Raw genomic sequence first — 13,922 nt, forward strand, 5'->3', positions numbered from 1 at the left:
GCCGCTCGCGCCCGCTTGCTCAAGACTTTCCGAATTCCTCGTGGATCAGGTCGAACAGCTCGTCGGCCGTGGCCGACTCCAGGTCGTGCGCGTCGTCGCGCCCGGCGTCCGGCCGGCGCCAGCGGGTCAGGAAACCCTGCAGCCGCACGGTGACCCGCGACCGCGTCAGCTCGTCGGCGTCCGGTGCGGCGAACGCGGCTTCGAGCCGGTCGAGCTCGCTCAGCAGCAGGCCGGCCGGGTCACCGCCGCCCTGCAGCTCGGTACGCAGGTGCGCGGCGAGCTTCGCCGGCGTCGGGTGGTCGAAGGTGACGGTCGCCGCCAGGGTGCGGCCGGCCGCGGCCCCCAGCCGGTCGCGCAGCTGCACCGCGCCCAGCGAATCCAGGCCCATTTCCAGGAAACCGCGCCGCACGTCGACCTCCCGCTCGTCCACGTGGCCGAGCACCGCGGCCGTTTCCGCGCGCACGGCGGCCACCAGGATCCGGTCGTGGTCGGCCGCGTCGGCCGCCGCGAGCCGGGCCCGCAGCGGCGCTTCGGCGGGTCGCTCCGGCACCGGGGCCGGCGTGACCAGCTCACCGAGCAGCGCGCTCGGCCTCGCCACGGTGAACAGCGGGGCGAACACCGGCCAGTCGACGTCCGCGACCACCGTCACGGCGGCGTCTTCACCCACCGCGCGGGCCATCGCCCCGACCGCGGCTTCGGGGGCCATCGCGGCGAGTCCCCGCTCCCGCAGCGCCGCCGCGGCGGCGCTGTCGCCCGCCATGCCGGCGTCCGCCCACGGGCCCCAGGCGATCGCGGTCGCGGTCAGGCCGCGGGCGCGGCGCCGCTCGGCGAGCGCGTCGAGGGCGGCATTGGCCGCGGCGTAGGCACTTTGGCCACCGCTGCCCCAGATCCCGGCGACCGAGGAGAACAGCACGAAGGCGTCCAGCGGGCGGTCTCCGAGCAGTTCGTCGAGGTGCCGCGCGCCCTCGGTCTTGGCCGCCAGAATCCGGGCGAACTCCGCGGCGGGGGTGTCGGCCAGCGGCGCGGCCTGCGCCACGCCGGCGGCGTGCACGACCGCCGCCGGGTCCGCCGTCTCCAGGAGCTTCCGCACCGCTTCGCGATCGGTGACGTCACACGCCACGACGGTCACCCGGGTGCCCAGCGCGGTCAGCTCGGCGCACAGCTGGGCCGCGCCCGGCGTGTCCGCGCCGCGGCGGCCGGTGAGCACGAGGTGCTCGGCGCCGTTCTCGGCCGCCCAGCGGGCCACCCGGGCGCCCAGGGCGCCCAGCCCGCCGGTGACCAGGACCGTCCCGCGCGGGCACCACGGCCGTCCGCCGGCCGCGGGGGCACGCACGACGCGCCGGCCCCACACACCCGACGCGCGGACGGCCACCTGGTCCTCGCCGCCGCCGGCGAGCACCCCGGCGACCACGCCGCCGTCGAACTCGGCGGGCAGGTCGAGCAGGCCGCCCCACACCCGGGGCAGCTCGAGCGCCGCCACCCGGCCGAGACCCCAGAGCGCCGCGCGGTCCGGGTCGGCGGGCTCGTCGCCGCCGACCGACACCGCGCCGGTGGTCACGCACCACACGGGCACCTCGCGCCCGAGGCCGGCCAGGGTGCGGAGGAGCTCCGCGGTCAGCGTCACGTCGGTGGCCGTCGACAGCACCCCGCCCGTCACTTCGGGCAGCTCGCGGAGGTCTTCGGCCGATTCGAGGGGAAGGGCACGACTTCGGCACCGCGGGCGGTGAGCGCGGCGCTCAGCTTGGCGGCGAGTTCGCCGGTGTCCGGCGTCGTCACCAGCAGCCAGGTCCCGGGCAGCGGGGCGCTCTCGGGTGAGACCGGAACCCACCGCACGCGGTACCGCCACCCGTCCGCGGCCGACCGGGCACGGCTTTCCCGGTGCCACGGCCCCAGTGCGTCGAGCACCGGCCGCAGCCGAGTGTCGTCTTCGACGTGCAGAGTTTCGGCGAGCGCGGCCAGGTCGCCGGCATCCACGGCCGCCCAGAACCGCTCTTCGGCCGCCGGGACCGCGGTGGCGTCCGCCGGGGCCTCCAGCCAGTACCGGCGCCGCTGGAAGGCGTAGGTCGGCAGCTCCACCCGCCGCGGCCGCAGCGGGGTGAACAGCTCGTCCCAGCCGACCGGCGTGCCCGTCACGTGCAGCTCGGCGAGGGCGCTCACCCAGGTGTGCCCGGGCTCGCGGTCGGCGCGCTGGGTGGGGACGACGACGGCCTCGTCGTCGAAGCCGGCGAGCACCTCTCGGGCCGGCGCGGTGAGCGCCGCGGCCGGGCCGAGCTCGGCGAACGCCCGGACGCCGAGGCCGGCCGCGGCGCCGACCGCGTCGGCGAACCGCACGGTGCCCCGGACCTGCTCGACCCAGTACGACGGCGAACACAGCTCCTGGTCGACGGGCTTCCCGGTGAGGGTGGAGACGATCGGGATGCGCGGCGCCTTGAAGTCCACAGTGGACAAAACGGCGGCGAACTCCGCGAGCATCGGCTCCATCCGGTGGGAGTGGAAGGCGTGCGAAACGCTCAGCCGGGTGGTCTTCCGGCCGAGCGCGGCCACCCGCTCGCCGAGCGCTTCGACGGCGTCGGCGTCGCCGGACACCACGGCGGCCAGCGGGCCGTTGACGGCCGCGAGCGACACCCGACCGCCGAACTCGCCCAGCAGCGGGGTGATCTCCTCCTCCGAAGCCTGCACGGCGAGCATCGCGCCGCCGGCCGGCAGCGCGGCCATCAGCCGGCCGCGGGCCGCGACCAGGGCGGCGGCGGCGTCGAGGGTCAGCACTCCCGCGACGTGCGCGGCGGCGAACTCGCCGACGGAGTGGCCGATCAGCACGCCGGGGGTGACGCCGAAGGATTCGAGCAGCCGGTAGGCCGCGACCTCGAACGCGAACAGGCCCGCCTGGGCGATCGCGGTGTCGTGGACGTCGGTGCCGGGCTGCCAGAGCGCGTCGCGCAGCGTTCGCCCGAGGTGCGCGTCGAGCCGGTCGCAGACCGCGTCGAACGCCTCGGCGAACACCGGAAAACGCGTCCACAGTCCTCGGCCCATGCCCGAATGCTGCGAACCCTGGCCCGCGAACAACACCCCTAGGTTGCCCCTATCGGCCGTCGCCGAGCCACGCACGACACCGGCCGGCGTCTCCCCCGACGCGATCGCCGCTACCCCCCGGACCAGGGCTTCGGAGTCTTCGGAGTCTTCGGCGACCACCGCGGCGCGGTGGTCCAGCGCCGCCCGGCCGGTCGCCAGCGAGTAGCCGACATCACCGGGCCGCAGGTCCGGCCGCTCGGCCAGCCAGGCGCCGAGCCGGGCGGCCTGGGCGCGCAGCGCCGCCGGCGACGCGGCCGAAAGCAGCCACGGAACCGGAAAGCCGTCCTCGGCGGCCCCGGACGGCGGCGGCGCCGGTGCGGCCGGTGCTTCGAGGACCACGTGGGCGTTGGTGCCGCTGATCCCGAAGGAGGACACCCCCGCTCGCCGGGGCCGTCCGGTCTCCGGCCAGGGCCGGGCTTCGGTGAGCAGCTCGGCGGATCCGGCCGACCAGTCCACCACCGACGAGGGCGCGTCCACGTGCAGGGTCTTCGGCAGCAGGTCGTGCCGCATGGCCTGGACCACCTTGATCACGCCCGCGACGCCGGCCGCGGCCTGCGTGTGCCCGATGTTCGACTTGACCGAGCCGAGCAGGAGCGGGTGTTCCCGGTCCTGGCCGTAGGTCGCCAGCAGCGCCTGGGCCTCGATCGGATCACCGAGCTTCGTGCCCGTGCCGTGCGCCTCGACCACGTCGACGTCCCGAGTGGACAGTCCGGCGGCGGCCAGCGCCTGCCGGATCACCCGCTGCTGCGACGGCCCGTTCGGGGCCGTCAGGCCGTTCGAGGCGCCGTCGGAGTTCACCGCCGACCCGCGGACCACGGCGAGCACCTCGTGGCCGTTGCGGCGCGCGTCCGAAAGCCGCTCCAGCACGAGGACGCCGACGCCCTCCCCGAACCCGGTGCCGTCGGCCGCGTCGGCGAACGCCTTGCAGCGCCCGTCGCCCGCCAGGCCGCCCTGCCGGGCGAATTCGGCGAACACCTCGGGCTGCGAGAGCACGGTGACGCCGCCGGCCAGCGCGAGCGAGCACTCCCCCGCCCGCAGGGCCTGCGCGGCCAGGTGCAGGGCCACCAGCGACGACGAACACGCCGTGTCGACCGTCACCGCCGGCCCTTCGAACCCGAAGGTGTAGGCCACCCGGCCGGAGAGCACGCTGCCGGAGGTACCGGTCCCGACGTAGCCGCTCACCTCGTCGGGCACGGCGGGCAGCCGGCTCGCGTAGTCGTGGTACATCAGGCCGGCGAACACGCCGGTGCGGCTGCCGCGCAGGCCCGACGGGTCGATGCCGGCCCGCTCCAGCGCTTCCCACGACGTCTCGAGCAGCAACCGCTGCTGCGGGTCCATCGCGAGGGCCTCGCGCGGCGAGACGCCGAAGAAGGCGGCGTCGAAGTCCGCGGCGTCGTGCACGAACCCGCCCGTACCGCCGGGCCGGGCCGCCGGGTCCCAGCCGCGGTCGGCGGGGAACGGCGAAAGCGCGTCGCCGCCGGCTTCGAGCAGCGCCCACAGCTGGTCGGGGGTGGTGACCCCGCCGGGGAAGCGGCAGGCCATCGCCACGATCGCGACGGGATCGCCGGCCACCGGCCCGGCCGGGGCCTCCGGGACGTCGTCGCTGCCGAGCGTGCCGGTGAGCAGGTGCGCGGCGAGCGCGGCCGGGTTCGGGTAGTCGAAGACCAGGGTCGCCGGGAGCTTCAGCCCGGTCGCGGCACCGAGCCGGTTGCGCAGTTCGACCGCGGTCAGCGAGTCGAAGCCGAGCTCGGTGAACGACCGGCCCGGTGCGACGGCGTCGGCGGTGCCGTGCCCGAGCACGGTCGCGGCGTGGGCCCGGACGAGGTCGAGCAGCACCTTGCGCCGCTCGGCCTCGGCGAGGCCGGCGAGCTCGGCCGCCAGTCCCGGTCGCGGGTCCGCGGGGGCGGCCGCGCGCCGCGCGGGCGCCGGGACCAGCCCGCGCAGCATCGGCTGCACCGCACCGGTTTCCGCGCGGCGGCGCAGCCCGGCGAGGTCGAGCCGCACCGGCACCAGCGCCGGTTCGCCGGCGGCCAGCGCGGCGTCGAACAGCGCGATACCGTCCGTTGTGGACAGTGTCTGGACCGACGCCCGCCCGCGGCGGGCCGCTTCCTCGCCGGCCAGGTGCGCGGTGAGGCCGCTGGCCCGCTCCCACAGGCCCCAGGCCAGCGAAGCCGCCGGCAGGCCGCGGGCGCGCCGGTGCTGCGCGAAGGCGTCCAGCCAGGCGTTGGCGGCCGCGTAGCTGCCCTGCCCCGGGGCACCGAACACGCCCGCGGCGGAGGAGAACAGGACGAACTTCTCGATGTCGCCGGCCAGTTCGTGCAGGTTGCGGGCGGCCAGCACCTTGGTGCGCCACACGGCCGCCATCCGCTGCGGGGTCAGCGACGCGACGACGCCGTCGTCGAGCACCCCGGCCGCGTGCACCACGCCGGCGAGCCGGTCGATGCCGGCCAGCACCGCGGCGAGCGCCGTCCGGTCGGCCGCGTCGCACGCGACGATCCGGACCGCGGCGGGCAGATCGGCGAGCTCGGCCGCGCCCGGCGCGTCCGGCCCGCTGCGGCTGAGCAGGACCAGGTCGCGGACGCCGTGCTCGGTCACCAGGTGCCGGGCGACGAGCCCGCCGAGCAGGCCCGTGCCGCCGGTGATCAGCACCGTCCCCTCGGCGGGCCACGCCGGCTCGGGCGTGGCCGCCACCCGCCGCAGCCGCGGCACGTGCGCGGTGCCGCCGCGCACGGCCAGCTGCGGCTCGTCCGGCGGCACGCCGTCGGGAACGGCCCCGTCGGTGTCCACGAGGACGAACCGGCCGGGGTGCTCGGACTGGGCGGACCGCACCAGCCCCCAGACCCCGGCCTGCCGGAGGCCGTCGACCGCGTCTTCGGGCCGCACGCCGACGGCGTTGCGGGTCAGCACCACCAGGGGGCCGTCCTCGGTCCGGGCCAGCCAGTCCTGGACGGCGGTCAGCGCTTCGACCTCGTCCGCGGGCTCGACCACCGCGGCCGGGGTGACCGTGGGGTTCTCGCGCAACGGTTCCCAGCGGACGGCGTACAGCGAACCGGCGCCGCCGGCCCGCAGGCGGGCCGGGTCGACCTCGCGGACGGCCAGCTCGGCCACGGTGACCACCGGCAGGCCGGTTTCGTCGGTGACCAGCACGGCCAGCACGTCCGGTGCCGTGGTGGTGAGGCGGACGCGGACCCGGCGGGCGCCCACGGCGTGCACGCGCACGCCGGACCAGACGAAGGGCAGCCGGGGCGCCGAGGCTTCGCCCAGCAGCCCGCCGGCGCTCGCCGCGTGCAGGCAGGCGTCCAGGAGCGCGGGGTGGACGCCGAATCCGGTGGCGGCGCCGGCTTCGGCGGGGAGGGCCACTTCGGCGAACACCGCGTCACCGGCGCGCCAGGCCGCGCGCAGGCCCTGGAAGGCGGGGCCGTAGCCGTAGCCGGCCGCGGCGGCCGTGGCGTAGAAATCGCCGACCGGCACGGGGGCCGCGTCGCGCGGGGGCCACGCGGGAAGCTCGGCGGCCGGTTCGGCCGCGTCCGCGGGGGCGAGGGTGCCGGCCGCGTGCCGGACCCAGTCCGCGTCCTCGGCGGCTCGCCGGGCGTGCACGGTGACCGCGCGGCGGCCGTCGTGGCCGGCGGGTTCGACGAGCACCTGCACCTCGACGCCGTCCGCTTCGGGGAGCAGGAGCGGGGCTTCGAGGGCGAGTTCGTCGACGCTCGCGCAGCCGGTCTCCTCGCCCGCCCGACCGGCCAGCTCGACGAGCGCGGCGCCGGGGACGAGCACGGTGCCGAGCACCGCGTGGTCGGCGAGCCAGGGGTGCGACCGAAGCGACAGGCCGCCGGTGAGGACGGTCTGCCCGGAGGCGACGGAGACCGCGGTGAGCGCGTCCGCGTCCGGGGCCGGGTCCACCCAGTAGCGTTCGCGCTGGAAAACGTAGGTGGGCAGCTCGACCCGCTGCCCGGGAACGAGGGTGTCCCAAGCCACCGGGAGGCCGTGGACGAATGCCCGGCCGAAGGCGGTGTACAGCTGCCGGAGGTCGCCGTGGTCCCGGCGCAGGGTGGGCACCACCGCACCGGAAACCTCGAGCTCGTCGAGGGTCTGCTGCACGCCCACGGTCAGCACGGGGTGGGCCGAGCTCTCGACGAACACCGTGTGCCCACCCGCGATCGCCGCGCGCACCGCGTCTTCGAACCGCACGGTGTCGCGCAGGTTGCGGTACCAGTAGTCCGCCGTCAGTTCGGCTGTGTCGATCTCCCCACCGGTCAGGGTCGAAAAGAAGACCGTGTCCACAGTGGACGGCTCGACGGGCGCCAGATCAGCGAGAATCCGCTCCCGGATCGCCTCCACCTGCGCCGAATGCGACGCATAATCCACCGGCACCCGCCGGACACGCACACCTTCGGCCTCCCACGCCGCCTGCGCCGCATCCAACGCGGCGACCTCACCCGAGACAACCGTCGCCGACGGCCCGTTCACCGCCGCAATGCCCAGCCGCGCATCCAGCCCGGCCTCGACCTCGGCCACCGGCAACGGAACAGACAACATCCCACCAGTACCCGCCAGCTCGGTGATCGCCTTCGCCCGCAGAGCAACCACCCGAGCACCGTCCTCAAGGGACAGCGCACCGGCCACCACCGCGGCCGCGATCTCACCCTGCGAATGCCCGATCACCGCAGCAGGCTCCACACCGGCGTCCCGCCACAACTCGGCCAAGCAGACCATCACCGCCCACAACAGCGGCTGCACCACATCGACCCGCTCCAACACCGCCGGATCAGCCGAACGCGCCACCTCCGTCAACGACCAGTCCACAAAAGACTTGAGCGCGGTTTCGCACTCCGCCCACCGAGCCGCGAACACCGCCGAAGAATCCAGCAGCTCCACCGCCATCCCGACCCACTGCGAACCCTGCCCCGGGAACACCAGCACCGGACCAGCACTCTCGATGACCTCACCCGCCACCACAGCGGGTGACTGCTCGCCGTCGGCCAGTGCCGCGAGCCCGTCCATGAGGTCGTCGCCGCCGACGACGACCGCGCGGGCGTCCAGCCGGGCTTTGGCTGTCGCGAGCGAGAACGCGGTGTCGCGCGGCGAGAAGCCGGGCCGCTCCGCCAGGTACGCGCGGAGGCGCCGGGCCTGGGCCCGCACGCCTTCCTCGGTCTTCGCCGAGAGGACCCACGGCACGATCGCCGGTTCGGCGGCCGCGGCCGGGGCCTCGGCGACAGGCGGGGCTTCGAGGATGACATGGGCGTTGGTGCCGCTGATGCCGAACGAAGACACCCCGGCCCGGGCCGGGCGGCCGGTCTCCGGCCACGGTGCCGGCTCGGTGACCAGCTCGACGCCGCCCGCCGACCAGTCCACGTGCGACGTCGGCGCGTCCACGTGCAGGGTGGGTGGCACGAGCCCGTGCCGCAGCGCCAGAGCCATCTTGATCACGCCAGCGACCCCGGCCGCGGCCTGGGTGTGGCCGATGTTGGACTTGACGGAGCCCAGCAGCAGCGGCTCGGCCCGGTCCTGCCCGTAGGTGGCGAACAGGGCCTGCGCTTCGATCGGGTCGCCGAGCCGGGTCCCGGTGCCGTGCGCCTCGACCGCGTCGACGTCCTGGGTGGACAGTCCGGCACTGGCCAGCGCCTGCCGGATCACGCGCTGCTGCGCCGGCCCGTTCGGGGCGGTCAGTCCGTTCGACGCGCCGTCCTGATTGATCGCCGAACCCTTGACCACGGCCAGGATGCGGTGCCCGTGGCGCTGCGCGTCGGACAGCCGCTCCAGCAGGAGGACGCCGGCGCCTTCGCCCCAGCCGGTGCCGTCGGCCGCTTCGGCGAACGCCTTGCAGCGGCCGTCGGCGGCGAGGCCGTTCTGCCGGGAGAAGCCGATGAACGCACCGGGCGTGGCCATCACGGTCACGCCGCCGGCCAGCGCCAGCGTGCATTCGCCCTGGCGGAGCGCCTGCGCGGCCAGGTGCAGCGCGACCAGCGAGGACGAGCACGCCGTGTCGACGGTGACCGCCGGGCCTTCGAACCCGAACGCGTAGGAGACCCGGCCGGACAGCACGCTCGCCGCGCCGCCGGTGCCGCGGAAACCGGCCAGCTCCTCGGGTCCCCCGGCGACCAGGCCGGGGTAGTCCTGGCCGTTGGTGCCCGCGAACACCCCGACCCGGCTCGCCCGCAGGGACAGCGGGTCCAGCCCGGACCGTTCGAGCACCTCCCACGACGTCTCGAGCAGCAGCCGCTGCTGCGGGTCCATCGCCAGCGCCTCGCGCGGCGAGATGCCGAACAGCCCGGCGTCGAACTCGCCGGCGCCGTCGATGAAGCCGCCTTCGGCCACGTAGCTCGTGCCCGGGCGGGTGCGTTCGGGGTCGTACAGCGCGGCGACGTCCCAGCCGCGGTCGGCGGGGAACGGCCCCACGCCGTCACCGCCGGCCACGAGGAGGTCCCACAGCTCTTCGGGTGACGACACGCCACCGGGGAACCGGCAGGACATCCCGACGATGACCACCGGTTCGGCCGAGACGACGGCGGTTTCGGGCCCGGCCACGGCAGGTTCGCCGGCTACGTCGCCGGCGAGCAGGCCGGTGACGTACTCGGCGAGCGCGGCCGCCGACGGGTGGTCGAACACCACGGTCGTGGGCAGGGTCAGGCCGGTGGCCGCCATCAGGAGGTTGCGCAGTTCGACGGCGGCCAGCGAGTCGAAGCCGAGTTCGCGGAAGGCGCGACCGGGCGGGATCGCCTCGGCCGAGGCGTGGCCCAGGACGGCGGCGGCCCGGGACCGCACGAGCCCCAGCACGGCCCGGGGCCGCTCGGATTGCGGCACCGCGGCGAGCTTCTTCGCCGGCGCGGGGCCGGCGGCCGCTTCGGGGATGCCGTCGAGCAGCGGGCTCGGCCGCGCGGCGGTGAAGTCCGGGGCGAACCGGGCCCAGTCGACGTCGGCGACGACGATCCCGCCGGGCGCCTCGGCCACCCGGCCCAGCACGGCCAGCGCGGTCCCGACCGGCATCGGGAGCAGGCCGCCGCGGTCGATCCGGCGTTCCGCTTCGCCGCCCGCGGCCATTCCGGCGCCCGCCCAGGCGCCCCACGCGACGGAGGTGCCGGGCAGTCCTTCACGCACGCGCTGGTCGGCGAGCGCGTCGAGGTAGGCGTTGGCGGCCGCGTAGTTGGCCTGGCCCCGGCCGCCGGCCGTGGCGGCGAACGACGAGAAGAGCACGAACGCCGTCACCGGGTGCTCCCGGGTCAGCTCGTCGAGGTGGCGTGCCGCCGTCACCTTGGGCGCGAAGACGGTTTCGAACCGCTCGGGCGTCATGCTGTCGAAGACGCCGTCGTCGAGCACGCCCGCCGCGTGGAAGACCGCGGAGATCCGCTCACCGGCCAGCGTCGCGGCCAGTGCGCCCCGATCGGCCGCGTCGCACGCGGCGAACCGCACCTCGGCACCCGCGGCCTCGAGGTCCGCCCGCAGCCGCGCCGCACCCGGCGCGGCTTCGCCCCGGCGGCTCAGCAGCACGAGCCGTCCGGCGCCGCGACCGGCTGCCCACTTCGCGACCTCGGCCCCGAGCGCCCCGGTGCCGCCGGTGACCAGGACCGTGCCCGCCGGTGCCCAGTCCGCCCCGGAGTCCGCCCCGGCCCGCACGAGCCGGCGGGCGAAGACGCCGGTTTCGCGGATCGCGACCTGGTCTTCGGTGCCCGCAAGCACGCCCGCGAGGTGCCGGGCCGCGCGGTCACCGACGACCGGCGGCAGCTCGACGAGGCCGCCCCACCGGTCCGGGACCTCCCGGGCGATCGTCCGGCCGAGCCCCCACACCATGGCCGCGGCCGGGTCGGTGCCGCGGGTGACGGCCCACACGGGGGCGGTGACGCCCGCGTCGCCGAGTGCCTGCACCGCCGTGGCGAGGGAGACGACGCCGAGTTCGGCGAGGACGCCGTCGAACGGGCCGGTGAGCTGCGCGGCGAGCCCGGCACGGTCGGTGCCGTCGGGGACGAGGACGGTGGTGACCTCGGCGCCCTGGTCCGTCAGCGCGGTGACGAGGTCCTCGCGGCCGGCGTCGGAGAGGACGAGCCAGGTGCCGGACAGCGAGGTGTTCGTCTCGGCCACCGGCGTCCACGAAAGGCGGTAGCGCAGTTTGTCGTCCGTGGCGACCGGCGGGGCTTCGAGCCAGTAGCGGTCACGTTGGAAGGCGTAAGTCGGCAAGTCGACACGGCGGGCGTCGCCGAACAGCGACGTCCAGTCCACGGTGACGCCCTCGGTGTGCAACCGGCCCAGCGCGGTCAAGAACGCCTGGACTCCCTCACGATCAGCCCGCTGGACCGCCACTCCCTCGACCAGCCCGGCCAGCGCGGCCCCCGGGCCCACCTCGACCCAACGCCCCGCGCCCGCGGCCGCCACGGCATCGGCGAACCGGACGGTCCCCCGGACCTGATCCACCCAATACCGCGCGTCGAACTCGGTGACCGGCTCACCGGTCAGCGTCGACACGATCGGCAGCTCCGGCTCGTGATACTCCACAGTGGACGCGATCTCGGCGAACTCCGCCAACATCGGATCCATCCGATGCGAATGGAACGCATGCGACACCTTCAACCGACGCGTCTTGCGACCCGCCGCCCATCCGGCAACCCGCTCGACCGCGTCCACATCACCGGAGACAACCACCGAATCCGGACCGTTCACCGCCGCCAGCGCCACACCATCACCCAGCACCGGGGCGATCTCCTCCGGCGTGGCCTGCACCGCCAGCATCGCCCCACCCTCCGGCAACGCCTGCATCAACCGGCCCCGCGCGGCCACCAACGCACACGCGTCATCCAGCGACAGCACCCCTGCCACGTGCGCAGCCGCGAACTCACCGATCGAATGCCCGACCAGCACATCCGGCCGCACACCGAACGACTCCAACAACCGGAACAACGCCACCTCGACCGCGAACAACCCGGCCTGGGTGAAGACCGTGCGATTCAGCGACTCGGCATCCGTGCCCCAGAGCACGTCCCGCAACGAGGAATCGAGACGCGCGCACACCGCGTCGAAAGCCTCGGCGAACACCGGGAAACGCTCATACAGATCCCGGCCCATCCCGAGCACCTGCGAACCCTGGCCGGAGAACAGGAACCCGGTGCGGCCCGGCTTCACCGAACCCGACACCACGTGCGCCGCCGGCTCACCGGCAGCCACGGCCGCGAGCCCCGACAGCAGCGCCTCGCGGTCGCCGACGACGACCGCGCGTTCCTCGAAGGCCGTCCGCCCGGTGACCAGGGAGAAGGCGACATCGGTGGCACGCAGTTCCGGCCGGTCGAGAAGGTGGGCCCGCAACCGCGCAGCCTGCCCCCGCAACGCGGCGGCCGTCCGGCCCGACAGGACCACGGGCACGACACCATCCGGCCGCGCGGCTCCCGCAGCGGGCAACTCCGCTCGCCCCGCCGAGTGGCCCGGTGACCCCACCGCCACGACACCGGCCGGCCGGCCGATCTCCTCGTCCGCTTCCCTGGGAGCCTGCTCCACGATGACGTGCGCGTTCGTCCCGCTCACCCCGAACGACGACACCCCGGCCCGCCGCGGCGCCCCGGTCTCCGGCCACGGGCGGCTCTCGGTCAGCAGCTCCACCGCACCCACCGTCCAGTCCACTTCGGACGTCGGGCGGTCCACGTGCAGCGTCTTCGGCAGCACCCCGTGCCGCATCGCCTGGACCATCTTGATCAGGCTGCCCACCCCCGCCGCCGCTTGGGTGTGGCCGACGTTCGACTTCAGCGAGCCCAGCAACAGCGGCCGCTCGCGGTTCCGGCCGTACGTGGCCAGCAGCGCCTGGGCCTCGATCGGGTCGCCCAGCTTGGTTCCGGTGCCGTGGGCGTCGACCGCGTCGACCTCCGGGGCGGTGAGCCGCGCGTTCTCCAGCGCCTGCTCGATGACCCGCTGCTGGGCGGGCCCGTTCGGCGCGGTCAGGCCGTTCGACGCGCCGTCGGAGTTGACCGCCGATCCGCGGACCACGGCCAGCACGGGGTGACCGTTGCGGCGCGCGTCGGACAGCTTCTCCAGCAGGAGCATGCCCGCGCCTTCGGCGAACGCCGTACCGTCGGCGCCTTCGGCGAACGCCTTGGCCCGCCCGTCGGGCGACAGCCCGCGCTGGCGGCTGAACCCGATCAGCGGCCGCGGGCTCGCCATCACCGTCGCGCCGCCGGCCAGCGCCAGCGTGCATTCGCCCTGCCGGAGGGCCTGCGCCGCCAGGTGCACCGCGACCAGCGACGACGAGCAGGCGGTGTCCACCGTCACGGCGGGCCCGTGCAGGCCGAGCGTGTAGGCGACCCGGCCGGACGCGATGCTCGCGGCACTGCCGTTGCCGGTGTACCCCTCGAGTTCGTCCGGCACCGAAGGCAGCCGCGCCGCGTAGTCCTGGTAGACCAGGCCGGCGAACACCCCGGTCCGGCTCCCGTGCGCGCTCGCGGGATCGATGCCGGCGTGCTCGAAGGCCTCCCAGGAGGTCTCCAGCAGCAGCCGGTGCTGCGGGTCGACGGTGAGCGCTTCCCGCGGCGACATGTCGAAGAACCCGGCGTCGAATTCGGCGGCCCGGTACAGGAAGCCGCCGTGCCGGGTGTAGCAGGTACCCGGCCGGTCCGCGTCGGGGTGGTACAGCCGGGCCAGGTCCCAGCCGCGGTCGGCCGGGAACTCGCCGATGGCGTCGGCGCCGCCGGCGACCAGCCGCCACAGCTCGTCGGGCGAGGCGACGCCGCCGGGGAACCGGCAGGACATCCCGATGACGGCGATCGGCTCGTGGCCGGTTTCCTCGAGCGTCCGGATGCGCTGCCGGGCCACGTGCAGGTCGGCCGTCACCCGCTTGAGGTAGTCGCGCAGCTTGTCCTGGTTCACCATCTGGTGCCACTTCC

2 protein-coding genes are annotated in these 13,922 nt (G+C 75.4%); both read right to left on the reverse strand.

The genetic code is table 11. The features are described 5' to 3' along the window. Positions 1-19: 19 nt before the first annotated feature. The gene (locus BT341_RS44800) at positions 20-1,657 is read right to left on the reverse strand and encodes a beta-ketoacyl reductase (RefSeq protein ID WP_072480216.1); all 1,638 of its coding nucleotides are present in this window, start codon (positions 1,655-1,657) and stop codon (positions 20-22) included. Next, positions 1,654-13,905: an SDR family NAD(P)-dependent oxidoreductase gene (locus tag BT341_RS47015; protein WP_425426502.1), complete on the reverse strand. Its 12,252-nt coding sequence runs from the start codon at positions 13,903-13,905 to the stop codon at positions 1,654-1,656. The genes BT341_RS44800 and BT341_RS47015 overlap by 4 nt, the downstream gene beginning before the upstream one ends. Positions 13,906-13,922 lie beyond the last annotated feature (17 nt).

This window comes from Amycolatopsis australiensis (assembly GCF_900119165.1).
Taxonomy (GTDB): domain Bacteria; phylum Actinomycetota; class Actinomycetes; order Mycobacteriales; family Pseudonocardiaceae; genus Amycolatopsis; species Amycolatopsis australiensis.